Below are 25066 nucleotides of genomic sequence, written 5' to 3' on the forward strand. Positions count from 1 at the left end.
TAACAAGGTTTTTGTAGCGTACCAGGAGAGATTCGAGCTCCCGCTCCGCCCATTTCCGTACTATTTTATATATTTTGATCGCAGTCTTAATATATCTTCTCCTTCGCGAATGCCTGCCGATCCCTTCCTCACATTTTTTACGATAGTCCAATTCGGGTTAGTTTCATCACCGATGTTCTGTACTGTAAAATTGCCATCACCATATTTTCGGTGACCTTCTGCCAATTTCTCCGTTAAATCGTTCTCATTTGATCTCGCCATCTTTGCGCCATCTCCCTTTTTTATACGACCTTCTTAAACCATCTAACCAATCACAGGTCCAGTCAATTGGAGATTCTCGTTTTCCGCTTCTATTAATTGTAACACACTCACAGGGATAAGTTCCGATAACTGCTGCTCAATCGTACTAGAATGGTAAAGAGTTTTATAATATTGTAAGTAAACAATTAAGAGAATCTGGATATGGATTTGAGTTCCATCATAAACCTATTGATTCTTTAAATTAAATAAGAGGAATAGGGCGCATAAATGGTCCTCTTTTTATTTAAGAAAAAGAAGTACATATGCAACTGCTTAATATCAAAGGAAAGGTCGCAAATATTAAGCATGAACTACACTTATAACCCAAACAAAAAACCTTGTTATCAAAAGATAACAAGGTTTTTTTAGCGTCCCAGGAGAGATTCGAACTCCCGACCGTACGCTTAGAAGGCGTATGCTCTATCCGGCTGAGCTACTGGGACATGGAGCGGGTGAAGAGAATCGAACTCTCGACCAGAGCTTGGAAGGCTCTTGTTTTACCACTAAACTACACCCGCATATGTTATTTTCTTTTCTTCGTTAGCGCCGTTGCCCTATCGACAATATTTATTATATGTATAACCACACATAAAGTCAACACCTTTTTTAAAAGAGGATAAATTTTCTTATCCTCTTTTAAAAACTGCCTGTTCAACTAGTTGTCCGTCTAACGTTTCAAAACGAACTTCCATTTGATTTTCATCCATTTCTAATAAAGCAAATGTCTTTTCTACACGCTGACGTGGTAATAAAATACTGCCTGGATTAATAAATAAAACGCCCTCGATTAATTCCGCACCTAATACGTGAGAATGTCCGAAGCATGCAACTTGCGCTCCCACTTCTTCAGCATGGTACGCTAGCGTTTGTAATGTCATTTTCACATTATGGCGATGTCCATGCACAACTAAGAAGCGAATTCCATCTACATCAGTTACAATTTCATCTTGAAAGTTAGCATAATCACAGTTTCCTTTTACAACATGGAAACCTTGCAGTTCTTCATGAGCAGATGTTAGCTCTGAATCACCGCAATGAATCATGATATCTACTTTCCCTTCATACTTCTCTTTCAACTGCTGTAATTCCTTCACAGAGCTATGACTATCGCTTACGATTAAAGCTTTCATCATTCTCTCTCCCTTATTCTCCTAAAAACCATTCCGGGATTTTTTCTTCTAACTTACGAAGAGCACGTCCGCGGTGACTAATAGCATTTTTTTCATCTGAACTTAATTCCGCCATTGCTTTTTTATACTCTTCCACATAAAAGATCGGATCGTATCCAAAGCCATTTTCTCCGCGGCGTTGTTCTAAAATAAATCCTTCACATGTCCCGTTTACAATGACAGGCTTTTTATCACCTTCAGGGAAAGCTACTGCTAATGCACAGTAGAAGCGAGCTTTACGCTTATCAAACGGTATTTCATTTAATTCTTGTAAAACTTTATCAATATTCGCTTGATCATCTTTTGGCTCTCCAGCAAAACGAGCTGAATACACGCCTGGTTTCCCGTTTAACGCATCTACAATAAGACCTGAATCATCCGCAATTACAATTGCATTCGACTGTCTACTCAAACTATCCGCTTTTAAGATCGCATTTTCTTCAAATGTTTCACCAGTTTCTTCGACTTCTTCAATATGAGGAAAATCGTGTAATGATTTCACTTCTAAATCAAATCGCTCAAATAACTCAGCAAATTCACGTACTTTCCCCATATTTTTTGTCGCTACAACAACTTGTTTCATACTTTCCACCTCTACTCTATATGAGATACGATGTCACCTAACGCTTCTTTTTGCATATCAATCAGTTGGAAAATGCCTTGTTCTGCTGCATCAAGTAATTCATTTAACTGCGCTCTACTAAACGTCGCTTCTTCTCCAGTTCCTTGCACTTCAACGAACTGACCTTTTCCAGTCATAATTACATTCATATCAACGTCTGCTTTAGAATCTTCTGCATAGTTTAAATCTAAAACAACACCTTGCTCTTCAACAATTCCTACTGATGTTGCTGCTAAATAATCTTTTACTGGAATTTTAGATACTTTTTCTGCTTGTAATAATTTCTCGAAAGCTAATACCATCGCTACATATGCACCTGTAATAGAAGCTGTTCTCGTTCCACCATCTGCTTGGATGACATCACAGTCAATCCAAACTGTTCTCTCGCCAAGCGCTTCTAAATCAACTACCGCACGTAATGCTCGTCCTATTAAGCGCTGGATTTCCATTGTACGTCCTGTTACTTTCCCTTTGCTTGACTCCCTAATTGTACGTTGTTCTGTCGCACGTGGAATCATCGCATATTCAGCTGTTACCCAGCCCTTTCCTTCTCCACGCATAAATGGCGGGACACGCTCTTCAATTGTCGCTGAGCAAATTACCTTTGTATCCCCAACCTCAATTAACACTGATCCTTCTGGATGTTTTAAATAATTCGTATGAATATGTATATGGCGTAATTCTGTTTTCTCTCTACCATCTACTCGCATAAAAATAACCTCCTCATAACTACTTGTTAGTATAGCCAAATTTAAATGTATGATATGTATACAATAAAAGAAGAGGAACCCAAAAAGCAATTCCTCTTTCTTACTTAAGTATATCAAATTATTGACGATTAAAAACTACCTGTATTCACGTTTTCTGGACGATCTACAGGTTTTATTAACTTTCCGCCCTTTTCATCTATAAGATTTGCTTTTCCATTCACTTCAATAGAAATATTTTTCACACCTTTCTTTTCTGTTAAAGATAAAACTAACGACTTCAATACGTAATTTGAGATCATATTTTTATCTGGGTTTACAAATATATTTTCATTAAAGTTTAATGTAAGATTTCCGTCTTGTAATTTCGGATTCGTAATAAGCTTAACGCCTGGATTAAAATCATTCAGGAGCGATTGATGGATCGGACCTTTTACAAGTTCATCTATAATTGTTGCATAGTCATTTTCTTTACCTTCCGCAACGCGGCGTGTGACTGGTACGTAGTATTGCTGTTTATTATTATTTTGCGCCATAAAATACAGTGTGACTGGTTTTGTATTTGTTACATCTGCTACTTGTTCATCATCGAAGTTAATACCATTTGCACGGCTCACTCCTTCACCAAGCGGTGTACCACCAACCGGCATCTTTGCCAATTTCTCACCATTTATTTGGAACTGCACTTGTTTTATCTCTGTAAATTGCGTCAACGTCCAAGCTATAGATTCAACGATTTGACGCTCTTCTTCTTTCGCATAGTTTTTCATTTCTTTAGAGAAATCAATAACTGCCGTTCCGTCCTTTTTCAAATCTAAGGTCATCGTTGTATTCGCCGGAATGACTGCACGAAACCCATTCGGTAATAAATTCGTTACCGGTCCATCTTTCACAAGGTATTCTAACGTTTGCTTCACAGTCTCATTTGCTTTCGGAGTAGGTATAGCTAACGTTTGTGGTACAACATAACCATTTTTATCAACAAGGTATAGTTCTCTATTTACCATTTGCCCTTGCTTATCTTTTTTAGCTACTTCTTTCTTCCCACCCTCTGTATACGTAACTTGTTTTGGCGGATCAATTTGTTCAGTTGCTTTCTCTTGATTTATAAAGCCACACCCTGTTAGTAAAACAGCACTCACAGTAGCACCAACAACCCATTTAAAAGTGGATTTAGGCATGCCATTCCCCCCTAAAATCTAAGTTTGTACTATTATGTATACGAGCTGTTTCACGTTTTAGAACAAGCTGCGCCTCTTATAAATTGAAACTTTAATCAACAGGGGTCTTACTCCCCAGCAAATAGCAAGATAAAACAAAAACTCCTGATTTCTCAGGAGCTCACTTATATAAATTCTACTATTATTCTTTTTCTAAATGAATATGCTTCACATTTTCAATCGGTTGACCGAACCATTTTGATGCAATTTCTTTAAACAAGCCTATTTTTCCTGTTGTTAAGAAGAGATGATCGCTTTGTTCTTCTCCTTCATTCAACATTTTACTATGATATAAGATTGTACTTACTTCACGTGCTGTTTCATCACCAGAACTAATTAGTTGCACTTTATCTCCCATTACTTTTTTAATAACAGGTCCTAAAATCGGATAATGTGTACACCCCAATATAAGTGTATCAATATCGGTACTTTTCAGTGGTTGCAACGTTTCTCTTACAACTTCATACGCCATTTCACTTTCGAAATTCCCACTCTCTACAAGTTCAACGAAAGGTGGACAAGCTAAACTTTCTACCATAACACGGTTATTAATAGACTTTAACGCCTCTTCGTATGCACCACTTTTCACCGTTCCAATCGTTCCAATAATCCCAACGTGATACGTGTTTGTCACTTTTAAAGCTGTACGTGATCCTGGGTGAATAACTCCTACTACTGGAATTGGTAATTGTTTTTGCATCTCTTCTAATACAACTGCAGTTGCTGTATTACACGCAATAACTAACATTTTAATATTTAAATCTAGTAAATGCTCTGTCATTTCCCACGTAAATTGACGTACTTCTTCTCGAGAACGTGGACCATAAGGACAACGTGCTGTATCTCCTAAATATATGATACGCTCTTTCGGCAACTGACGAATTAATTCCTTCGCTACTGTTAAACCGCCAACTCCTGAATCGATAACACCGATTGCTCTATTCAACTTCATCACCCGTTTTCTCATTCATCATCTTTTATGTTTATCATTATATTTTACACACTTTAAGTTCGCTCACTTCAAATGCTTCTGTATGAAAATTTTCATTTTCCCATGTATAGACTAGGACCTTTTTTATTTTGCTCCTTTTTTTCGTAATTTGCAAGACAGAAAAATAACCGACCTTCTATAAGAAAGTCGGTTTCTTCTATATAAAGTGCATATTCATTGCTCCATCTTTTTTTGAAAAGAAGACATTCCCATTAATAAGAAGAAATGAGCAGCAATTAAAATGACGATCAAAATAAAATTCAATCGATAACTATTTGTAGATTCCATAATTTTGCTCGCTACAGCTGGTCCAAATGCCATACCGAAAAAGTTAATTAAATTATATAAACCAAGACCGACTCCAACTTTAGCTGGATTTAATGTTTTCGGGATAAATGTGTTTAATGATACTTGAATTGCCGAATAACTCATAAATGTTAAAATAACCGCAAATAAAATAAAGAGTAAGTTCCCGTCCGGAATAATCCCTAAAATTAAAAAGCCAATGATCATAACTACAGAAGCTACATACATCATCTTCACATTCCCAAACGAAGGAATAATCTTTCCGGTAATAAAACTAGATACAATACCAAAGAGAGATGCAATAAACAATACAATTCCAATAACGAATGGAGACAATCCATGTCCTCTTCCTAACAGTAATGGTAATAATAATAAACTAGCACATAACGCCACATTAATGATAAATCCGACCGCTATTAAACGAAGTAATGGTTTATTTGTAAATAACTCAATATCAATAAACGGCGACTCTGTTCTCTTCATATGAGCCTTAAATAAAAATAGAAAAACAACAGATAACACAAAAAGCCCACTATTAATATTAACTCCTAATAAAATGGTCGTAATCAATACAAATAATAAAACTGCTCCAATGAAATCAAAGCGAAACACTTCATCTGTATGTCGCGCCTCTTCTGGCATAAATTTTACGAGTAAGAAAATACCAATCATTGAAATAACCATAAATAAAAATAAATACGGCCACCCTAACGTATTTGTAATTGCCCCACCTACTAAAGGTCCAATACCAACCGCTAATGCAATAGAAGAACTAATCATTGCTAACGCACCTGGTTTTTTAGCTGGAGCAACTAATTTCGCCACCGCAATCATACTAAGCGCAATAAACGCTGCTCCCCCGCTCGCCTGCACTAACCTTGCGAAAATGATAATTTCATAAGATTGATTCACAAATCCAACAATAGAACCAGCTACAAATATGATAATAGAAATAATTAATAGTCTTTTTACACTGTAACGATCAGCCAGCTTTCCATATATTATCGAACCAATACCGACAACTAAGGAATACCCTACTACAACCCAGCTTACTTTCGATTGACTAATTGATAAATCATTGGCAATATCCTCTAGCGCTACATTAAATAACACAGCGTTCATCGGTCCTAACAAAACAATAAAACATAATGTAAAAACAAACCATTTCGAATGGTTTCTTATATCTTTCCCCATGTGTAACACTCTCCTGATTGCAATTTTAAAACTGTCAAACTATAGATAAAAAAATGAAGTTATTTAAATGTTGTATCACCACTAAATAACTTCATTAAATGTGTAAAAGTTGCTAATTTATCGCGCGATAAAGTGAAACTTTAATCAGTGAGGTTTGTGTTCATCCCCCACTGATTATTAGCCCTCACCAATCGGGCTTTTACAGGCAGCCCAACCCCCACCTAACTTCTTTGCTTCCGCTGAATTTTGAGATGGGGGTCTTACTGCCCGTTAATGCGGGGTAAATTGAATTCGAAACGAAACACGTATGTTGTTCGATATTCATGGAACTATCATAGTTTCAGCATTACAGTTTGTCAATGAAAAAATATACAAAGTAAACTAATTAAACCTTTTTAGTTTACTTTGTTCAAAAGTTATTATACACTAATTTCGAAGCCGATATAAGGAGGACTGGCATGATTATTCAAATTTACATTTTTTAACTTAATAAAATGAAACGCATACAGAACTTTTATATAGAAGAGACATTATAGGAGGATTATGATGAAAAGAAAAATGTTAGTTGTATTAACAAGCGTAGAAAAATATCCAAATTTAAATAGGGCTACCGGACTTTGGCTTGGTGAAGCTGTACATTTCGTAAAAAAAGTAGAAGAAGCGGGTTACGAAGTTGATTACGTCAGTCCACAAGGCGGTTATACACCAATTGATCCACATAGTTTAGCAATGGCGGAGAGCATCGATTGGGAATGGTATCAAAAGAAAGAGTTTATGAATCGCCTCGGTTCTACAATGAAACCAAGTGAAGTGAATCCAGAAGACTACGCTGTTATTTATTACGCAGGTGGCCACGGGGTTATTTGGGACTTCCCAGAAAATAAAGAACTTCAAAATATTAGCCGCAATATTTATGAAAACGGCGGAATTGTTTCTTCCGTTTGTCATGGAGCTGCTGGTTTATTTCATATTACATTAAGCAATGGGGATCGTTTAATTAGCGGTAAGAAGGTAACAGGCTTTTCAAATGAAGAAGAAAAATTAGCTGAATTAGATCAATTCGTTCCATTTTTAACAGAAGATGAACTCATTAAAAATGGAGGACTTTACGAAAAAGCCGCGCAACCGTGGGAAGCTTATGCTCTAGAAGATAATCGTGTTATCACTGGTCAAAACCCAGCTTCAGGTGGTCCAGTAGCCGAATTAGTATTAAAGCAGTTGCAAAAATAATATGTACTAAAAAAGCAGATTCTCCTCTATTAAGGGAGATCTGCTTTTTTACGAAATCATTTGCAAAATAGCAATAACTTCTTTTTCAATTTCAGAATCATCAATTGCTTCTATATACTCTGGTTTAAAAAGTTGATACTTCTTTAATTGATAAAAATCAAGTATCGCTTTCTTTAACGTAATATCGTACTGAATACAAAAAGAATGATCTATAATACGTCTTAACATCACATCATCTTGTACCATAAATAATTGTGCATTCATTTTATTAAAATAACCTTGTTCCATACCCGCTTCAAAAAACATTTGCAAATTATGATTACGATTTTGTTGGGCAGCGACTAATTGATCCGACAAATGCGGATATGCTTCTTTCAAATCTTGCAAAAAAACATCCGAAATATATGTCACACATTTTAAAGAATGGATAAACGTCTTTTGGAAACGTTCTGTAAATGACATACTTTCATCTTGATTATCCGCATCACCTTCGAGTAGATAGTTCATGAAATCCTCTACTACCGCCTCAATAATTTCATCTTTCGAAGAAAAACGTTTATATAAAGTAGCTTTACTAATATCCATATATTTCGCAATTTCATCTATTTTCAATTGGCTAAAACTTGTCTTTCTAATAATGGGCTTTATTTTATTAATATAAGTATTTGCACATGCGACTTTTCTCATTTAAAAGAGCCTCCCCTTTTGTCCATACAAAATAGTATAGCAAATTCACGAATGATTATAAATGAAGTTATTATACTCATTATGCCTTTTTAGTTTATTACATTTTCATATACTATACATAAAAAACTATAATCAATTATTACCAACTGGACGGTTACAAACCAATTTTGAGGCGGGAATTTTAGAATAAAGTGAAACTTTAATCAGTGGGAGTTTTGTTCATCCCCCACTGATTATTAGCCCTCACCAATCGCGGTCCTACTACCTGGAAAATAGAGGGATAAAAATACCCACTACCTTTGTTAGTAGCGGGTATTTTTTCTATAATTTATTTACAGCCCTTTTTATAGCCTTACCTATTTCCACGCTAGACTGTGGATTTTGTCCTGTAATTAAATGACCATCTACTACTACATGCGGCGTAAAATTGGGGGCTACATAAAACAAAGCTCCTTCTTCTTTCAACTTACTTTCTAGCAAAAACGGAACGCGCTTTTCTAAATGTACAGCTCTTTCTTCATCGTTTGTATAACCTGTTATACGCTTACCCGCAACAAAAAACGAGCCATCCTTATTTTCACACCGACTAAAGAGCTTACTCCGTGACAAACAGCCGCTACAATCCGGTTATTGTTATACATATTCTCAATCAAATTTGCTACATATGGATTACCTGGAAAATCTACAATCGCCCCGTGCCCACCACCAAATAAAACCGCATCATAATCCGAAAAATGAACATTTGAAATCGGCCTCGTATTTTGCAATAAAGAAGCTACATGCTTGAATTCGCGAGGTATACCATTCGGAATAGACACTCTATCTATAGGTACTCTCCCACCTTTTATTGACACAATATCAACATCAAACTTAGCCTTTTTTAATACATGATAAGGAGCTGCGAGCTCTTCAAGCCACAAACCAGTCGGGTGTCCATTCATATCATGAGCACTTGTTGAAACTAACAGTATCCTTTTCAACATATCCCCTCCTTATTACCTATTTATGTATGAAACGTTTTTATCATTCATATAGCAAGTGAAGCAAACAAAAAAATAGCCGACTTTTATATAAAAGTCGGCTGCTTTCTTATAATTCGAGCTCTCCCATACGAAGAAGCTCCACAACTGCTTGTGAACGTCCTTTAACCCCTAGCTTTTGCATTGCGTTTGAGATGTGGTTGCGAACTGTCTTTTCACTTATAAAAAGTTCACCTGCAATTTCCTTCGTTGTTTTATCTTGAACCAGCAATTCAAATACTTCTCTCTCTCTCTTTGTGAGTAAAGGTTTAGATTGATACGCTTTTTCCTTCAACTGGTATAACCCTCCTTGCTTAAGCCAGAGCTGTGTATGTGTAAGTTGGGTGTTTATTTAGTCAAGATATTGTATGAACGAAATGTGCAGGTGGTGAATGAAAATGGGCTTTATTTCCTATGTTATTTTAGACTTTTATACAGTGCGTACACTCTTTTTATCCACTTACTTTCCAACGCGCCATATTTGTTCTAGCAATATACTTACAACCGTACCTACGAATAAACCATTACCGAATATATATTGCATAACAGACGGCAAGGATTGGAGTGCTCCAGACGGTAAAAACATAACGCCGCTGCCAAATAATACTGCAACGCCTAAAATCGTCACATTCCTTTCACTCATCGGCACTTGTTTTATATTATTAAATCCAATTCCAATTAACTGTACGAACGAAGCCATTAAAACAGCCGATGCGACAGCTGATGGTAAAGATGCTAAGTAACGAATAATACTTGGAAAAAGAGACATTACGACTAGTAACGCACATGCCATTAAGAACGATCGTATATACTTTTGTTTTGTTAAACGTATAAATCCTGCCGTTGCTGGTAACGGAACGACACCTACAGTTGAAAATACAGAAGAGATGATATGCGAAATCCCTCCAACCCATGTTCCATCTTTCAACTGTTTTTGTTCAATAGTCGCTTTATGAATAGTTGCTTGATTAATTGCTATAATAGCTGCCACCGTATTCGAAACTAAAATACATACCATAACAAAACTTGATACAGCCATACCTGTATTCCATTTTGGAAGTCCCCAAGCAAATATATGTGGAAGTTGCACAAAATGAGTTACTTGAGATGGGATTGTCACTTTTCCTGCAATGAGAAAAATAACCCACCCACTAATTAATCCTATTAAAACTGCATAACTTTTGACAAAGCCTTTTCCAAAATTAGATAGTATAATAACGAACAGAAATATACTAAACGCGATCATTGCTGTAAATCCGTCGATTTGAGAAATAGTAGCTGTAATTCCTAACATTCCTTTTAAAAATACACCACTTAATTGTAAACATAATAAAAGTAAAAACGTCCCTGTCACAAGCGGCGTAAATAAAAATAAAATACGTCCTATAAAACCAGTTACTCCTAATCCTATTAGAATAACACCGGAGATTATCATTCCTAATTCTAAAATTTGCAGTGTACTATGTAATTGATCTTGTCCGGCCGTTGCATAAGCAAGTACGGTAAATACACCAACCCAAGATCCAGCCGGCCCATCCGCAATTGGCAGTCTATGCCCAAGCCATCCTTGTAAAAAAGAAGATATACCAACTACAAAAAACGTACGCTGCATTAAATAAAATATTTCTTCCGTCGTAAGATGAAATAATCCGCCAACGACAATTGGTAGTGCGATTGAATTTGCTAATAAAAATATAAGCCATTGTAAAGTTCCCATAATATGATTTTGGTTATGTTGATTGTCCAATTTTTTCATCCCTTCTAGCTTTCCTATAAAAATATATTGTAAGAATAAAAAAGAAGAGTTCTATACTCACCATTAGAACCCTCCTCAAAATATTTAAACGATTCTTCTACACAAGATTATTTAATTCCACCTCATTTAAACTTCCAACAACAATATTTCCTTTATACACGACTAAACGTTTTTCTGTTTGACGTGCTACTGCTTCAGCAGCGCATGTCGCATTCGTCAAAACAAAGCTCGCTTCATCCCCTACATTCGGCCATACTCGTTTCCCTTCCTTATTTAACGTTTCTTTTCCTCCTGTAATAAAGCGGAGTGCTTTTCCTAAAGACCTTTCGTCACTCCACCCAAAACGCTCTGCTAATCGATTCGCCTTTTGAAGCATATCACCTGTTCCAAACGGTGACCAATGATCTGTAATGCTATCATTGCCTAATGAAACCTTAACACCTTTTTTATCTAATAACGGAATTGGGATTACTTGTTTACCAATTGGCACTGTTGAAGTAATATCAATATTTACATTTGCGAGTCTTTCTGCCACTTCTTCAGCCTCTTTATCAGTAACACCACCAAGTCCAAGTGCATGACTAATCGTTACACGGCCTTGCCAATCTCTTCATCGTAAACGTTCCAAGATTATTCGCATCGTGCAAATGAATATCAACATCCGCATTAAATTCGACTGCGATATCCATAATTGTATGTAATGACTTTTCAATGTCATTATCCACTGTAGCTGGATCTACTCCTCCGACTAGATGAGCACCCATACGCATCGCATCTTTCACGAGTTGCACAGAATTACTGCGCAATAATCCATGTTGCGGAAACGCAACAATTCTACTAGATACTCGATTTTTATATGTTTCTAATGCCGCTAACGTCGCCTCCAAATTACCAAGCCCAATAATTGGATCAACATTACAATGCGTTCTAATATTCGTTGCACCATTTTGCAGTAGTAACTCTAGCATATTTTCCGCTCTATTTTGGGCAGTCGCTAATTGCTTTGGTAAAATTTTTTCTTCTTCATTAAAACGTGTAAAAATACTTTCTGCTGGCATACAAGCTTTCCATGGGCCACTATAATATGTTTTATCAATGTGAATGTGCATCTCTTTGAAAGCTGGCAACATTAATAAGTTCTTAGCATCAAAAGTTACTATATCTTCCTCTTGAACAATCCCTTTTATAATTTTTTTAATTCGACCATCTTCAATAAGTAAACTGCATAATTCTGTTTCTGTTTGTGAAATTCTCTCTTCTTCATATGTATATCCTGATTCAAGCATTACGTTAGTCAACCAATATACTGTCATCTCTATTTCCCCACCCTTTATTAAAAATCACCTCATAACTACAAGTTTAATATCCACTGAAAATTAAGACAATTAATACGATCCCTTCTCGCAAAAAAATGTAATACAACCCCATAGTCTTCTCATAAATTTCCATATAGAATAAAAGTATGCAGTTTGATATAAAAAGGAGTTGATTGGAATATGTCAAAAAAGTTATGTAAATCCGAAACTGATAAAATGCTATTTGGTATATGTGGTGGTTTAGGAGAATATTTTGATATTAGCTCTACTCTTATTCGTATCATTTGGGTTATTGCTGTTTTATGTTTTGGGACAGGATTTTTAGTTTATTTCATTTGTTTATTACTTATGCCACGTTCGTACTAACGGCATTATTTCACATACTTAAGAAGAGCAAATCACCTATAGAATCCTATAGGTGATTTTTTCATGAAGAATATTTCATCGTTAAATGTAATACCGCCACTTCTTCTTCTTCATTTTTATAAATATGCTTCTTATTCGCTTCAAATTGAATGGAATCAAACTCATTTAATTCGTATACATCATTCTCCACTTGAATAGACACTTTCCCTTTCATTACCGTTACAAGCTCAATCGCACCTTCATGATGAGCTTCTGGCTCATATATACTATTTGATCGTAAACAAGCACGGTGCATTTCCATCCCTGTTTCTTTCGTATAACGGAACATCGTTTCTAAATGCCACGCTTGTCCTTCATCTACTGCAAATCCTTCTCCACAGCGTGCAACAGCTACAGGTTCTCCAACAACCATTAATCTGGATAAAGGAATTGATAACCCTTTCGTTATTTTCCAAATGACAGCTAGTGTCGGATTTGTTTCCCCTCTTTCGATCTTTCCTAATGTTAATTTACTAACTCCTGTTTTATGGGCTAATTCTTCTAAACTTAATTTCTGTTCATTTCGAATTTGTCTCAATAACTGTCCAACTTGTTGAATGACTTCTTTCGTTTGCATATCTTCATTTTCTTTCATATATAAAACCACCTCAAAGTATAAAATAGTTTACTTTTAATAATTAAAAGTATATCATACTATACATAATTATTTATTTTCGAAAGGAGTGCTATACTTCATGCGCGCAATTTTATTAGGTCTTTTATCATCGGCCTTTTTTTCTGCAACCTTTATTATTAATAGAGCAATGAATGTATCTGGAACGAGCTGGGCTTGGACAGCTTCCTTCCGTTTTTTATTTGCTCTTCCTATTTTATTCCTTATCGTTTTATTTCGCAAAAACTTTAGGGAATTATGGGAAGAGTTAAAAAAACATCCATTGGCATGGATCGGATGGGGTTCTGTTGCCGGTATTGGTTTTTATTCTTTATTAAGTTTCGCAGCTGTCTTTTCTCCAGCTTGGCTCGTTGCTGGAACTTGGCAAGTTACGATTTTAGCTGGTTTACTACTATCACCACTATTTTTCGTGAAAATAGAAACAAAATCAGGTACGAAACTTGTACGCGGAAAAATTCCACTTCGTAGCTTATATGTTGCATTATTTATTTTACTTGGTGTAATTTGTATGCAAGCAACTGCCGCAGGCCATATTACAATGACTCAGTTCATTTCAGGTTTTTTACCTGTCGTATTAGCCGCTTTCTTATATCCGTTCGGTAACCGAAAAATGATGGAGCTTGTTGGTGGACGCCTTGATACATTCCAACGTGTATTAGGAATGGCAATTGGAAGTCTTCCTATAACAATCTTGCTTGGTATATACGGATTTTCTACTACTGGCATTCCAACATCCAACCAAATGCTTCAAGGATTTTTGTTAGCGTTATGTTCCGGCGTTATTGCAACGATGACATTTTTCTTTGCTACTGACTTAGCAAAAGATAACCTCGCTCTACTTGGAGCTGTTGAAGCAACACAAGCTGGAACGATGGTCTTTACCGTACTTGGAGAAATCATTTTCTTAAATGGTTCACTCCCTGGAGGACTTTCTCTCATCGGAATGATTATTATCATGTTAGGAATGGTTGCAAATAGTATTTTAAACCGTTCTGTTCCAGTCGTTAAACAGAAAAAATCGGCATAAAAAAAGGGTATGGTTCTATAGAGATGAACCATACTCTTTTTTATTGTCCCCCTATTTCGCCTTATCAGAATAGTATTTCATTGGCTGTTTATACTAAAACTTATGTTATAATACGTTTCATGCGCATTAATAGGAGGTAAATTATGTTAAAAAAAGCAATCGCTGAATTTATTGGTACATTTGTACTTGTATTATTCGGAACTGGAGTAGCTGTCACTGGCGGCGGAATTGAAGGAATTGGAACATTAGGAATCGCTATGGCTTTCGGCTTATCTATTGTAGCTATGGCATATAGCATCGGAACAATTTCTGGATGTCACATTAACCCAGCAGTATCAGTAGCTATGTTCATCAACAAACGAATGAACGCTATGGAACTTTGTTATTATGTATTAGCTCAAATTTTAGGTGGTTTATTAGGAACTGCAACGTTAGTAACAATTTTAAAATCTGCTAAAACACCTTTAGATAATTTAGGACAAAATGGTTTCGGAACTCTTGGTTTATCTGGAGCATTTTTAGTTGAGTTCATTTTAACTTTCGTATTTATTTTAGTTATCGTTGCTGTAACAGGTAAAAAAGGAAGTTCTTCTTTAGCTGGACTAGTAATTGGTTTCACATTAGTTTTAATTCACTTATTAGGAATTCCGTTAACTGGAACATCTGTTAACCCAGCTCGTAGTATCGCACCAGCTTTATTTGTTGGTGGAGAAGCACTTTCTCAACTATGGGTATTCATCGTAGCACCAATTCTTGGTGGTATCTTTGCAGCTATCGTAGGTAAATTCATTTTAAATACTGAAAAATAGAATTTTCAATATTTCTGAATAAAAAAATGCGAGCCCTCATTATGAGGAAGCTCGCTTTTTTTATTCTTTCATTTTAGACTTTAAATTTGTAACTAATTGATCTACCGTTACATTTGCAAGTACGTTTTCCATCGCTTCTTGCGCTTGCATTAAAATAATTTCTAATACTGATTGAATATTAGCTCCTACTGGACATTCAATGTTGGGATTTTCATGGAAGGAAAATAGTTGTCCTTCTTCTACAACTTCCACTGCTTTATATACATCAAGTAATGTAATTTCTTCTAAATCTCGAGCAAGTGTCGTACCACCTTTACCAGCTTGTACATCAACAAGCCCTGCTCTCTTCAACATTCCTGTAATGCGACGAATCACAACTGGATTTGTATTCACACTACCGGCAATCCATTCAGAGGTACAGCGAGAGTTTCGATCTATCGCAAGTAATGTCAGCATATGAACACCTACTGTAAAACGACTACTAATCCCCATCTGCACACCCTCCTTTTTATTCATTCTATTAAAAGACGACTCTTATTATTATATACTATTTTTAATTTATACATAAAGAAAAAGCATGATTTCAATAGGAAATCATGCTTTTCTCTCATTATTGACGCTTTATAAATTTCGCTAAATCTTTAAATTTCACTTTATCTGAGTAATTCATTACGCCGTTTACGTAAATGCGGCTTGTAACAGCATTTAATACCGCAATTGTCGCCAATAAGACTGCTAATGTTATCGTAATTTCTAGCATACCTGCTTCACCAGCTACAATACGTGAGAAGGTAACCATCGGTGTAAAAAATGGAACGTAAGAACTTACAACAACGATAGTACTATTCGGATCACTTAATGATTTAATACTAATAAAGAATGCAGCCATAATTAAAATCATTACCGGGAAAGATACAGCTTGTAAATCCTCCGTCTTAGACACGACAGCTCCAGCAGCAGCATACATCATCGCATAAAGTAAATATCCCGTAATGAAATAAACAAGAAACATGCTGATAACCTTTGCATCTAATTTCGTAAAGTCAATTGGAATACCAAATAGTGAGGCACTTTCTAAATCGACCCAGCCTAACAAATATGGAATAAGATAACCACACGCCAATATGACAAGTTGCAATAACGCCGTTGAAACAACCGCTAAAATTTTCGCATACATCATCGTAAGAGGCTTCACTTTCGGAAGCATTACTTCCATTACACGTGACGCCTTTTCAGATGCAATATTCATTGCGATTGTATTTCCGAACGCTACAATAAACATATATAAAGCAAATGTAAAGAAATAGGCAATTCCGAAAGAAGATGTACGATCTTTTATCGCTTCTTGCTTTACTTGAATTTCTGTTTGTAATTGCTGTGCAATTTCTGGTGAAACATTATTTTTGGCAATCGTCACCATCGTATATTGTTGCTTTAAATATCCTGCCATAATTGCAGAAGTTGCTTGGCTTGGAAATCCATTATACATATATGTAATCGATGGAGCCCCACCCTTTTCCGTCACATGGAATAGACCATCTAAATCGCCTTCTTCTACTTGCTTATGCAGTTTATCAAAATCATCCTTTGAATCAATTGTTATTTTTGCTGATGGCAATAGCTTATTTAGCTCATCTTTTTGTACTTTATATGTGGAACTCTCTACTACAACTGCAATTTTATCTTTATCCTTATTTTTATCATCGCCTGAAGTAAAATGATTAAATGCAAAAATCCCAAACACAACTAAAAATAAAATCGCACTCGTAATTAATGATTTCTTAGATAAAAACGCTTCCCTAAAATAAAATGAAAATACGTGAGAAAATTTACGCATCGTTATTTCGCCCTCTCTACAAAGATTTCGTTTAACGTCGGCTCTAACATTTTGAATTGTCGTAAGCTAACACCTTGCTCTTGCAACTGTTGCAAAATCTTGAGAGCTTCCGCATCGTCTTGTACTTTCACATAAAGAAGGCCTTGTTGTTTTTCATACGATACATGTATAGCTTCTAATCCCTTTTCATTCTCTACTGTATCTTCAATCGTTAAATTACGGAAACCGTATTCTTTCTTAATATCACTTAGCTGTCCTTTTACGACTGCTTCACCTTTTTTCAAAATACATACATGTTGGCAAAAAGCCTCTACTTGTTCCATACGATGACTTGATAAAATAATCGTCTTTCCGCTCTGTACTTGTTCTTCAATAATACTAGCTAGCATCCCAGCATTAACTGGATCAAGGCCGCTGAATGGTTCATCTAAAATGAGAAGTTCCGGATTATGAAGAAGAGCAGCAATTAATTGTATTTTTTGCTGATTCCCTTTTGAAAGCTCTCCAGCCGTTTTAAATTTATATTCTGGTATCGCTAAACGCTCTAACCAGTGATCAATAGCGTGATCCACTTCTTTCTTCGACATTCCTTCTAATCTACCAAAATATCGCAGCTGATCTATTACTCTACTTTTTGTATATAAACCTCTTTCTTCTGGTAAATACCCAATTGTTACACCACTATTTCCAAATGCTTTTCCATCCCATGTAATCGAACCTTCATTAGGCGTTAATAATCCGAGAAGCATTTTGATTGTTGTTGTTTTCCCTGCACCATTTCGTCCAAGTAACCCTAGTACTTCACCTTTTGGTAACGAAATTTGCAAACCGTTAACTGCTCTTGATTCCCCAAATTGTTTCGTTAAGTTTTGAATTTGTAAACTCAAGTATAAAGCCTCCCCTTTAGTATCATTCGTACTCTCTTTCAAAGACTATGTTTATTCAAGACAAAATATAGCACCACGCTTCATTCTCTTATATGTAAACATCGTCATGAATCCATCATTTGTTCTATTTAGTTAAAATTGTAAATAAAAAAGTTCTTTTTGTCAATTATAATTGTCATTACGACAATAAAACTTGTCAAAACAACTATTATTATTTTGCTCATCTTTCTAATATAGGACATACTACTATATATACAAAAGACAATATGCAAATGTTCATATAAAAATATTATATTTTAATATATAATATAAAATGATTTTCTAACATCAAGGAGGATACATATGAAGATGAAGAGGGGCATTACCACTTTATTATCTGTAGCGGTTCTATCTACATCACTTGTAGCATGTTCAGGAACACCAGAGAAAACAGTGGCGAAAGAAGAGAAAGTAAAATTAACAGAACAACAATTAATGGCTGATTTATGGTATCAAACAGCCGGTGAAACGAAAGCACTTTACTACCAAGGGTACAACATTGGTCAATTAAAGCTTGATGCAATTCTTGCAAAAGGGACAGAGAAAAAACCTGCTATCGTGCTTGATTTAGACGAAACTGTTTTAGATAACAGTCCTCATCAGGCAATGAGCGTAAAAACAGGCAAAGGCTATCCTTACAAATGGGATGATTGGATTAACAAAGCTGAAGCTGAAGCCCTTCCAGGCGCAATTGATTTCTTAAAATATACAGAGTCTAAAGGTGTAGATATTTACTACATCTCAAATCGTAAAACGAATCAACTAGATGCAACAATTAAAAATCTTGAGCGTGTAGGTGCTCCTCAAGCAACGAAAGAACATATATTACTACAAGATCCGAAAGAAAAAGGAAAAGAAAAACGCCGTGAACTCGTTTCTCAAACCCATGATATTGTCTTATTCTTCGGTGATAACTTATCTGATTTCACAGGTTTTGATGGAAAATCTGTAAAAGATCGTAACCAAACAGTAGCAGATTCAAAAGCACAATTTGGTGAGAAATTCATTATTTTCCCGAATCCAATGTATGGCGATTGGGAAGGCGCTTTATATGATTATGATTTCAAAAAATCAGATGCAGAAAAAGATAAAATCCGTCGCGACAACTTAAAATCATTTGATGTAAAATAAAAGAGGATGGCATTCGCCATCCTCTTTTATTTTACTTTCTCTGTTAAAGGCAAGATAAATACTTCCACACGTCTATTCTTTGCCTTTCCTTCTTGTGTATCGTTTGGAGCAATTGAACGGTATTCTCCGTATCCAATCGCACTAAATTTTTCTGGTTGTAATTCTTTATTTTGCAGTAATACTTGCATAAAATTAACTGCCCGCTGCGTACTTAATTCCCAATTCGACGCAAACTGCGCATTGGCAATAGGGACATTATCCGTATGACCCGATACTGTAATTTCACGAGGTGACGCTGAAACAAGTAAGCTAGACATCTCTTTTGCAATCCCTAAAGATTCTAATTTCACATCTGCTTTCCCCGAATCAAACAGTATATTTTCTAATATTGTCACCATTAATCCCTTTTCAGTTAATTTAGTTTGAAAAGAAGAAGATAATTGTTTTTCATTAATATATTGATCAATCTTTTTTTGTAATGCTTTCAATTCAGCCATCTCTTTTTTTTCTTTAGCTCTAGCTTCTTCTTGTTTTTTTGCTTGTTCTGCCTCAAGGCTACTTGCTGATAATTCTTTTTCATCATTTGGCTTTTGATCACTTAAAAATTCTTTGTTACCTGTTCCCCCAGCTAATTCACTTCGAAAAGCAACTGCCATCTGTTTAAACTTCGCAGCATCTATACTACTCATTGCGAATAAAACGATAAACAATGCAAATAACAACGTTAACATATCAGAATATGGGATTAACCACGTTTCATCGATATGCTCATCATGTTTTTTCTTTTTGCCTCTTCTATTTTTCTTACTCCGCATTTTTTTCTGCTCCTTTTTCTAGCTTTTTACGCTCAGTTGCAGAAAGTGCACCTAAAATGCGGTTCTTCATAATAAACGGATATGTACCTTCTTGTAACATTAATAAACAATCAATGATTAAACGTTTTTTCTCAATTTCAGCTGAAGATTTTTGCTTTAACTTATTTGCAAATGGATGCCATAATACGTAACCTGAAAAAATACCAAAAATCGTTGCAATAAACGCACCAGAAATAGCATGACCTAACTTTTCAATATCAGTTAAGTTACCAAGCGCAGCTACAAGACCGATAACAGCACCTAAAACTCCTAATGTCGGTGCATACGTACCAGCTTGTGAAAAAATAGCAGCTCCCTTTGCATGTCTTTCTTCAATTGCCTCTAATTCAGATTCCAAAATCTGCTCTAAATCTTCTGCGGATACGCCATCAATCACAAATTTCATACCGCGCAAAAGAAATTCATCTTGAATTTTGTCTAATTGTTGCTCTAAAGACAAAATACCGTATTTTCTACTTTCAGATGTCCAATGAACAAATAATTCTAGCAACTGTTCATAACTTAAATCCTTTTTATTTGAACCAAAAAGAACTTTAAATAGTTTTGGAACCCTTTTTAGTTGATTCATCGGAAATGCAATACATACTGCAGCAAATGTACCGATAAAAATAATTAATGCTGCGGCAGGATTTAATAAGGCTGTTATGTCAGCGCCCTTGACGACCATCCCTACTACCACTGCTACAAATCCTAAAATAAGTCCAATAATTGTTGCAAAATCCATTCCCATTCACTCCTAGTCTATACAAGAAGTTCTTTATTCTCGATAATCGCTACATCTTCTTATGTATATATATTACATAAAAAATGCAAATCATGAAAGATAAGAAATGAATTATATAAAAAAATACTACAAATTCACACATTTTCTGACATTTTCTTTGCATTTCTATTACGTTATGACTCTTATATTCCTTTTCCAACAAACTAGATTTATAATAAAAAAACAATACACATTTTATGAAGAAGGGACTGTGATTACAAGGCATCATGAAAAAGATAATAATTATTTCTGCCACTACTATTGTAATCGGGATCACATCTTTCGCTTACTTTGGTTCTAAAACACCACTACATAATGAAGCAAAAGCTGTCGAAAGTCAAAAGCATAATAACCATAAAAAAGAAGAGATTCCTGCTTTTCCAAAAGCTGATCATAATGCAAAGAAAATAGACAATGACTTTTCAGTTGTAACAAATCCAAAATCTAATCTTGTCTTAATTAATAAACATCGAAAACTACCAGATGGATACATTCCTGAAGACTTAACGAGACCAAATGTACCATTTATTAGTCCAAAAGATAAAGAAAAAACATTGCTGCGCAAAGATGCTGCCGAGGCACTTGAAAACATGTTCAAAGCTGCGAAAAAAGAAGGGCTTGATCTTACAGCTGTATCTGGTTATCGTTCATACAAACGCCAAAAATCGTTGCATGATACATACGTTAGACGTCAAGGAAAAGCCGAAGCTAATTCGGTAAGCGCAATTCCTGGTACAAGTGAACACCAAACGGGTTTAGCAATGGATATTAGTTCAAAATCAGCTAAATTTCAATTAGAGCCTATCTTCGGAGAGACAGCAGAAGGAAAATGGGTCGCGGAACATGCTCATGAATTCGGTTTTGTCATTCGTTACTTAGAAGATAAAACAGATACAACAGAATATGCCTATGAACCATGGCACTTACGCTACGTTGGTAATCCATACGCTACATACCTATATAAACATCACTTAACATTAGAAGAAGCGATGGAAGACAAAAAATAAGAGAGCAAATTGCTCTCTTATTTTTCTTTCACTCTATTATTGTAGTAATTTCTTCTTCCATTCTTCAGGCCATGGTTCGCCTCTTCCTGTTTTTTTCGAAGCTTGAACCATCATTCCACGACCTACTAAACAAACCTCTCCTGCTGCATTCTTCACCATATAATGTAAATCTAAAGAAGAATTCCCGACCGATCCTGCCTTTACATACACCTTCAGCTGTTCATCAAAATATATTTGCTTAATAAAATTACATTGTAAATCCGCAACAACGATCATCGTTTCTGATGATGCATGTGTCCACTCTTGCATAAATCCAAGTTCTTTAAACAACGCAATACGAGCTTCTTCAAAATAAGTAAAAGCAACGACATTATTTACATGTCCAAACATATCTACTTCACCAAAACGAACCTTTACAGGGTTGTAAAACGAAAAACCACTTTCCCATTGCTCAAAGTCTTCAATATAAGAAATCCTCTTCATTGTTATCTCTCCTTTTCACCTTGAAATAAACAGAATAAACAGAAAAATACAGTTATAAATATTGCCTCTTCGATATGAAGAGGCAATATTTATTAATAGTTATTATCGCTACCAAAGAAATCTTTGAACGATTGAATTGTTGTATCACGGTTTAATGCCGCAATTGAAGTTGTTAAAGGAATACCCTTCGGACATGATTGCACACAGTTTTGAGAGTTACCACAGTTTGCTAGTCCTCCATCTCCCATAATTGCACGTAAGCGATCTGCTTTATGCATTTCACCCGTTGGATGTGAGTTGAATAAGCGAGCTTGTGATAACGGTGCTGGTCCAATAAAGTCAGACTTACTGTTTACGTTTGGACATGATTCTAAGCAAACACCACATGTCATACATTTTGAAAGCTCATAAGCCCATTGACGCTTTTTCTCAGGCATTCTTGGTCCTGGACCTAGGTCATACGTACCATCAATTGGAATCCACGCTTTAACGCGTTTTAGAGCATTAAACATGCGACTACGATCAACTTGTAAGTCACGTACAACCGGGAATGTCTTCATCGGTTTTAAGCGAATTGGTTGCTCTAATTGATCAATAAGTGCCGTACATGATTGACGTGGTTTTCCGTTAATCACCATCGAACATGCACCACATACTTCCTCTAAGCAGTTCATATCCCATGCAATCGGAGTTGTTTGGTTCCCTTTTGAATCAACAGGATTACGACGGATTTCCATAAGTGCTGAGATAATATTCATATTCGGACGATATGGAATTTCAAACTCTTGGTCAAACGCTTGCGCATCTGGCCCGTCTTGTCTCGTAATGATGAGGCGGATTGTTTTCTCAGACATGTTGTTTATCCCCCTTCTCTTCACCCTTAGCAGCTACATCGTGTTTTGAAGAATAATCACGTTTACGCGGTTTAATTAACGAAATATCAACGTCCTCGTAATGGAATGCTGGTGCATTTCCTTCTCCCTCAAATTTTGCCATCGTAGTTTTTAAGAAGTTTGCATCATCACGATTTGGGAATTCAGGTTTGTAATGCGCCCCACGGCTCTCATTACGGTTATATGCGCCAATTGTAATAACACGTGCTAACTCAAACATATTTGCAAGTTGGCGTGTAAATGAAGCACCTTGGTTACTCCATCTTGCTGTATCGTTAATGTTAATACGTTTGTAACGAGCCATTAATTCTTCAATTTTCGCATCTGTTTCTAATAATTTTTTATTTTCACGAACTACTGTAACGTTATCTGTCATCCATTCTCCAAGCTCTTTATGAAGAACATACGCATTTTCGTTACCATCCATCGTTAAAATATTGTTAAATTTCTCTGTTTCGATTAATTCATTTTGCTCATATACAGTAGATGAAACAGCATCAGATGATTTAGAAAGACCTTTCATATACTCAATTGCGTTTGGTCCTGCTACCATACCACCATAAATTGCTGATAATAGTGAGTTCGCACCAAGACGGTTACCACCGTGCATAGAATAATCACACTCACCTGCTGCAAATAAACCTGGAATATTTGTCATCTGTTTATAATCAACCCATAGTCCGCCCATTGAATAGTGAACAGCTGGGAAGATTTTCATCGGTAGTTTACGAGGATCATCCCCTGTAAATTTCTCATAGATTTCAATAATTCCACCTAGTTTAATATCTAGTTCTTTTGGATCTTTATGAGAAAGATCTAAGTACACCATGTTTTCACCGTTAATACCTAGTTTTTGCTCTACGCAAACATCAAAGATTTCACGCGTTGCGATGTCACGAGGTACAAGGTTTCCGTAAGCCGGATATTTTTCTTCTAAGAAGTACCATGGTTTACCATCTTTATATGTCCAAACACGTCCACCTTCACCACGTGCAGATTCACTCATAAGACGTAATTTATCGTCTCCAGGAATTGCCGTTGGGTGAATTTGAATGAACTCACCGTTTGCATAATATGCGCCTTGTTGATATACAGCAGAAGCTGCTGTACCTGTATTGATAATGGAGTTTGTTGATTTTCCGAAAATGATACCAGGGCCCCCTGTTGCCATAATCACGGCATCTGCTCCGAAACTTCTAATCTCCATAGTTTGTAAGTCTTGTGCAACGATTCCTCGGCACACACCTTCATCATCAACAACAGCTCGTAAGAAATCCCAACCTTCATATTTCGTTACAAGTCCTGCTACTTCGTGACGACGTACTTGCTCATCTAATGCGTAAAGTAATTGCTGTCCAGTTGTTGCACCAGCAAATGCTGTACGGTGATGTTGCGTTCCACCAAATCGACGGAAATCAAGAAGTCCTTCTTCCGTACGGTTGAACATAACACCCATACGGTCCATTAAATGAATGATACCAGGTGCTGCTTCACACATTGCTTTAACTGGTGGTTGGTTCGCTAAGAAGTCCCCACCATAAATTGTATCGTCAAAGTGGATCCATGGAGAATCCCCTTCACCTTTCGTATTTACGGCACCGTTAATTCCGCCCTGAGCACATACAGAATGTGAACGTTTTACTGGTACTAAAGAAAACAGTTCAACATTTACTCCTGCTTCTGCCGCTTTAATCGTTGCCATTAAGCCAGCCAAGCCACCGCCGACTACTATAAGTTTCCCTTTCATGCTCTCCCACTC

25 protein-coding genes, 2 tRNA genes and 2 pseudogenes are annotated in these 25066 nt (G+C 36.0%); 6 read left to right on the plus strand and 23 right to left on the minus strand.

Going from position 1 to position 25066, the window contains the following annotated elements; translation table 11 throughout:
- Positions 1 to 60 precede the first annotated feature (60 nt).
- The 9 genes from V6946_RS23995 to V6946_RS24035 all read right to left on the minus strand — a co-directional run bounded on the left by V6946_RS23995 (position 61) and on the right by V6946_RS24035 (position 6509).
- Positions 61 to 261, minus strand: coding sequence for a hypothetical protein (locus tag V6946_RS23995; RefSeq protein WP_000124459.1), 201 nt, complete (start codon positions 259 to 261; stop codon positions 61 to 63).
- 408 nt (positions 262 to 669) lie between these two features.
- Positions 670 to 743 (minus strand) — tRNA-Arg (locus V6946_RS24000).
- Between the two features lies 1 nt (position 744).
- A tRNA-Gly gene (locus tag V6946_RS24005) sits at positions 745 to 818 on the minus strand.
- A gap of 108 nt (positions 819 to 926) precedes the next feature.
- Positions 927 to 1430 carry a metallophosphoesterase gene (locus tag V6946_RS24010; RefSeq protein WP_000645511.1) on the minus strand — a complete coding sequence of 168 codons (504 nt, stop codon included), beginning with the start codon at positions 1428 to 1430 and terminating at the stop codon, positions 927 to 929.
- 13 nt (positions 1431 to 1443) lie between these two features.
- Positions 1444 to 2052: an XTP/dITP diphosphatase gene (locus V6946_RS24015; protein WP_006921224.1), complete on the minus strand. Its 609-nt coding sequence runs from the start codon at positions 2050 to 2052 to the stop codon at positions 1444 to 1446.
- Between the two features lie 11 nt (positions 2053 to 2063).
- The gene (gene rph, locus V6946_RS24020; RefSeq protein ID WP_001261765.1) at positions 2064 to 2801 is read right to left on the minus strand and encodes a ribonuclease PH; all 738 of its coding nucleotides are present in this window, start codon (positions 2799 to 2801) and stop codon (positions 2064 to 2066) included.
- A 128-nt stretch (positions 2802 to 2929) separates the two neighbouring features.
- Positions 2930 to 3979, minus strand: a complete 1050-nt coding sequence (gene gerM, locus V6946_RS24025) for a spore germination protein GerM (RefSeq protein WP_001126748.1) — start codon at positions 3977 to 3979, stop codon at positions 2930 to 2932.
- A gap of 181 nt (positions 3980 to 4160) precedes the next feature.
- On the minus strand, positions 4161 to 4970 hold the full coding sequence (gene racE / locus V6946_RS24030; RefSeq protein ID WP_000774005.1) for a glutamate racemase: 810 nt from the start codon (positions 4968 to 4970) through the stop codon (positions 4161 to 4163).
- 213 nt (positions 4971 to 5183) lie between these two features.
- The gene (locus V6946_RS24035; protein WP_006921220.1) at positions 5184 to 6509 is read right to left on the minus strand and encodes an MFS transporter; all 1326 of its coding nucleotides are present in this window, start codon (positions 6507 to 6509) and stop codon (positions 5184 to 5186) included.
- A gap of 546 nt (positions 6510 to 7055) precedes the next feature.
- Between V6946_RS24035 and V6946_RS24040 the strand changes: the two genes are divergently transcribed.
- Positions 7056 to 7739, plus strand: a complete 684-nt coding sequence (locus tag V6946_RS24040) for a type 1 glutamine amidotransferase domain-containing protein (RefSeq protein ID WP_000823848.1) — start codon at positions 7056 to 7058, stop codon at positions 7737 to 7739.
- Positions 7740 to 7787: 48 nt separating this feature from the next.
- Here the strand turns inward: V6946_RS24040 and V6946_RS24045 are convergent, their stop codons facing one another.
- The 5 genes and pseudogenes from V6946_RS24045 to V6946_RS24065 form a co-directional block, all read right to left on the minus strand.
- Complete coding sequence (locus V6946_RS24045; RefSeq protein ID WP_001233006.1) at positions 7788 to 8426, minus strand: TetR/AcrR family transcriptional regulator; 639 nt, start codon at positions 8424 to 8426, stop codon at positions 7788 to 7790.
- A gap of 321 nt (positions 8427 to 8747) precedes the next feature.
- Positions 8748 to 9409, minus strand: a pseudogene (locus tag V6946_RS24050) (type 1 glutamine amidotransferase domain-containing protein).
- Positions 9410 to 9515: 106 nt separating this feature from the next.
- Positions 9516 to 9740: a spore germination transcription factor GerE gene (gene gerE, locus V6946_RS24055; RefSeq protein WP_000659484.1), complete on the minus strand. Its 225-nt coding sequence runs from the start codon at positions 9738 to 9740 to the stop codon at positions 9516 to 9518.
- A gap of 165 nt (positions 9741 to 9905) precedes the next feature.
- The gene (locus tag V6946_RS24060) at positions 9906 to 11201 is read right to left on the minus strand and encodes a purine/pyrimidine permease (protein ID WP_336455929.1); all 1296 of its coding nucleotides are present in this window, start codon (positions 11199 to 11201) and stop codon (positions 9906 to 9908) included.
- Positions 11202 to 11298: 97 nt separating this feature from the next.
- Positions 11299 to 12514, minus strand: a pseudogene (locus tag V6946_RS24065) (amidohydrolase family protein).
- A gap of 183 nt (positions 12515 to 12697) precedes the next feature.
- Between V6946_RS24065 and V6946_RS24070 the strand changes: the two are divergent.
- Positions 12698 to 12883: a PspC domain-containing protein gene (locus V6946_RS24070; RefSeq protein WP_000038411.1), complete on the plus strand. Its 186-nt coding sequence runs from the start codon at positions 12698 to 12700 to the stop codon at positions 12881 to 12883.
- A gap of 61 nt (positions 12884 to 12944) precedes the next feature.
- Here the strand turns inward: V6946_RS24070 and V6946_RS24075 are convergent, their stop codons facing one another.
- Positions 12945 to 13517 carry a helix-turn-helix domain-containing protein gene (locus tag V6946_RS24075; protein WP_000661924.1) on the minus strand — a complete coding sequence of 191 codons (573 nt, stop codon included), beginning with the start codon at positions 13515 to 13517 and terminating at the stop codon, positions 12945 to 12947.
- 100 nt (positions 13518 to 13617) lie between these two features.
- Here V6946_RS24075 and V6946_RS24080 point away from each other — a divergent pair, with 100 nt between their 5' ends.
- Both V6946_RS24080 and V6946_RS24085 read left to right on the plus strand, forming a co-directional pair.
- Positions 13618 to 14583: a multidrug resistance efflux transporter family protein gene (locus tag V6946_RS24080; protein WP_006921208.1), complete on the plus strand. Its 966-nt coding sequence runs from the start codon at positions 13618 to 13620 to the stop codon at positions 14581 to 14583.
- 143 nt (positions 14584 to 14726) lie between these two features.
- The gene (locus tag V6946_RS24085) at positions 14727 to 15392 is read left to right on the plus strand and encodes an aquaporin (RefSeq protein ID WP_000913213.1); all 666 of its coding nucleotides are present in this window, start codon (positions 14727 to 14729) and stop codon (positions 15390 to 15392) included.
- 60 nt (positions 15393 to 15452) lie between these two features.
- On the opposite strand, the gene V6946_RS24090 is transcribed toward V6946_RS24085, so the two are convergent.
- From V6946_RS24090 to V6946_RS24100, 3 genes are all read right to left on the minus strand, one after another.
- Positions 15453 to 15884 (minus strand): Rrf2 family transcriptional regulator, encoded by a 432-nt coding sequence (locus tag V6946_RS24090; RefSeq protein ID WP_000512998.1) that lies wholly within the window; start codon positions 15882 to 15884, stop codon positions 15453 to 15455.
- Positions 15885 to 16002: 118 nt separating this feature from the next.
- The gene (locus V6946_RS24095) at positions 16003 to 17229 is read right to left on the minus strand and encodes an ABC transporter permease (protein ID WP_006921206.1); all 1227 of its coding nucleotides are present in this window, start codon (positions 17227 to 17229) and stop codon (positions 16003 to 16005) included.
- A 2-nt stretch (positions 17230 to 17231) separates the two neighbouring features.
- Positions 17232 to 18116 carry an ABC transporter ATP-binding protein gene (locus tag V6946_RS24100; RefSeq protein WP_006921204.1) on the minus strand — a complete coding sequence of 295 codons (885 nt, stop codon included), beginning with the start codon at positions 18114 to 18116 and terminating at the stop codon, positions 17232 to 17234.
- A 342-nt stretch (positions 18117 to 18458) separates the two neighbouring features.
- Between V6946_RS24100 and V6946_RS24105 the strand changes: the two genes are divergently transcribed.
- Entirely contained in the window at positions 18459 to 19286 is an 828-nt protein-coding gene (locus tag V6946_RS24105; RefSeq protein WP_000782767.1) for a 5'-nucleotidase, lipoprotein e(P4) family, read from the plus strand.
- Between the two features lie 26 nt (positions 19287 to 19312).
- Here the strand turns inward: V6946_RS24105 and motB are convergent, their stop codons facing one another.
- Positions 19313 to 20101 (minus strand): flagellar motor protein MotB, encoded by a 789-nt coding sequence (motB, locus tag V6946_RS24110; protein ID WP_366981629.1) that lies wholly within the window; start codon positions 20099 to 20101, stop codon positions 19313 to 19315.
- Complete coding sequence (motA, locus tag V6946_RS24115; protein WP_000344853.1) at positions 20091 to 20885, minus strand: flagellar motor stator protein MotA; 795 nt, start codon at positions 20883 to 20885, stop codon at positions 20091 to 20093. The genes motB and motA overlap by 11 nt, the downstream gene beginning before the upstream one ends.
- Positions 20886 to 21151: 266 nt before the next feature.
- Between motA and V6946_RS24120 the strand changes: the two genes are divergently transcribed.
- On the plus strand, positions 21152 to 21931 hold the full coding sequence (locus tag V6946_RS24120; RefSeq protein WP_000720201.1) for a D-alanyl-D-alanine carboxypeptidase family protein: 780 nt from the start codon (positions 21152 to 21154) through the stop codon (positions 21929 to 21931).
- Positions 21932 to 21967: 36 nt separating this feature from the next.
- Here the strand turns inward: V6946_RS24120 and V6946_RS24125 are convergent, their stop codons facing one another.
- The 3 genes from V6946_RS24125 to sdhA all read right to left on the minus strand — a co-directional run bounded on the left by V6946_RS24125 (position 21968) and on the right by sdhA (position 25054).
- Complete coding sequence (locus V6946_RS24125) at positions 21968 to 22414, minus strand: thioesterase family protein (protein ID WP_000822734.1); 447 nt, start codon at positions 22412 to 22414, stop codon at positions 21968 to 21970.
- Between the two features lie 92 nt (positions 22415 to 22506).
- Positions 22507 to 23268, minus strand: coding sequence for a succinate dehydrogenase iron-sulfur subunit (gene sdhB / locus V6946_RS24130; protein WP_001291827.1), 762 nt, complete (start codon positions 23266 to 23268; stop codon positions 22507 to 22509).
- Positions 23261 to 25054: a succinate dehydrogenase flavoprotein subunit gene (sdhA, locus tag V6946_RS24135; RefSeq protein WP_000676750.1), complete on the minus strand. Its 1794-nt coding sequence runs from the start codon at positions 25052 to 25054 to the stop codon at positions 23261 to 23263. The genes sdhB and sdhA overlap by 8 nt, the downstream gene beginning before the upstream one ends.
- Positions 25055 to 25066 lie beyond the last annotated feature (12 nt).

The sequence above is a fragment of the Bacillus sp. PPSBB_2 genome (assembly GCF_045291115.1).
In the GTDB taxonomy this organism is placed as follows: Bacteria; Bacillota; Bacilli; order Bacillales; family Bacillaceae_G; genus Bacillus_A; species Bacillus_A cereus.

Bases quoted from the DNA above. Each gene is read 5' to 3' on its own strand.
- V6946_RS23995 (WP_000124459.1), bottom strand. From the start codon at position 261: ATGGCGAGATCAAATGAGAACGATTTAACGGAGAAATTGGCAGAAGGT.
- V6946_RS24010 (WP_000645511.1), bottom strand. From the start codon at position 1,430: ATGAAAGCTTTAATCGTAAGCGATAGTCATAGCTCTGTGAAGGAATTA.
- V6946_RS24015 (WP_006921224.1), bottom strand. From the start codon at position 2,052: ATGAAACAAGTTGTTGTAGCGACAAAAAATATGGGGAAAGTACGTGAA.
- rph (WP_001261765.1), bottom strand. From the start codon at position 2,801: ATGCGAGTAGATGGTAGAGAGAAAACAGAATTACGCCATATACATATT.
- gerM (WP_001126748.1), bottom strand. From the start codon at position 3,979: ATGCCTAAATCCACTTTTAAATGGGTTGTTGGTGCTACTGTGAGTGCT.
- racE (WP_000774005.1), bottom strand. From the start codon at position 4,970: ATGAAGTTGAATAGAGCAATCGGTGTTATCGATTCAGGAGTTGGCGGT.
- V6946_RS24035 (WP_006921220.1), bottom strand. From the start codon at position 6,509: ATGGGGAAAGATATAAGAAACCATTCGAAATGGTTTGTTTTTACATTA.
- V6946_RS24040 (WP_000823848.1), top strand. From the start codon at position 7,056: ATGAAAAGAAAAATGTTAGTTGTATTAACAAGCGTAGAAAAATATCCA.
- V6946_RS24045 (WP_001233006.1), bottom strand. From the start codon at position 8,426: ATGAGAAAAGTCGCATGTGCAAATACTTATATTAATAAAATAAAGCCC.
- V6946_RS24060 (WP_336455929.1), bottom strand. From the start codon at position 11,201: ATGAAAAAATTGGACAATCAACATAACCAAAATCATATTATGGGAACT.
- V6946_RS24070 (WP_000038411.1), top strand. From the start codon at position 12,698: ATGTCAAAAAAGTTATGTAAATCCGAAACTGATAAAATGCTATTTGGT.
- V6946_RS24075 (WP_000661924.1), bottom strand. From the start codon at position 13,517: ATGAAAGAAAATGAAGATATGCAAACGAAAGAAGTCATTCAACAAGTT.
- V6946_RS24080 (WP_006921208.1), top strand. From the start codon at position 13,618: ATGCGCGCAATTTTATTAGGTCTTTTATCATCGGCCTTTTTTTCTGCA.
- V6946_RS24085 (WP_000913213.1), top strand. From the start codon at position 14,727: ATGTTAAAAAAAGCAATCGCTGAATTTATTGGTACATTTGTACTTGTA.
- V6946_RS24090 (WP_000512998.1), bottom strand. From the start codon at position 15,884: ATGGGGATTAGTAGTCGTTTTACAGTAGGTGTTCATATGCTGACATTA.
- V6946_RS24095 (WP_006921206.1), bottom strand. From the start codon at position 17,229: ATGCGTAAATTTTCTCACGTATTTTCATTTTATTTTAGGGAAGCGTTT.
- V6946_RS24105 (WP_000782767.1), top strand. From the start codon at position 18,459: ATGAAGATGAAGAGGGGCATTACCACTTTATTATCTGTAGCGGTTCTA.
- motB (WP_366981629.1), bottom strand. From the start codon at position 20,101: ATGCGGAGTAAGAAAAATAGAAGAGGCAAAAAGAAAAAACATGATGAG.
- motA (WP_000344853.1), bottom strand. From the start codon at position 20,885: ATGGATTTTGCAACAATTATTGGACTTATTTTAGGATTTGTAGCAGTG.
- V6946_RS24120 (WP_000720201.1), top strand. From the start codon at position 21,152: ATGAAAAAGATAATAATTATTTCTGCCACTACTATTGTAATCGGGATC.
- V6946_RS24125 (WP_000822734.1), bottom strand. From the start codon at position 22,414: ATGAAGAGGATTTCTTATATTGAAGACTTTGAGCAATGGGAAAGTGGT.
- sdhB (WP_001291827.1), bottom strand. From the start codon at position 23,268: ATGTCTGAGAAAACAATCCGCCTCATCATTACGAGACAAGACGGGCCA.
- sdhA (WP_000676750.1), bottom strand. From the start codon at position 25,054: ATGAAAGGGAAACTTATAGTAGTCGGCGGTGGCTTGGCTGGCTTAATG.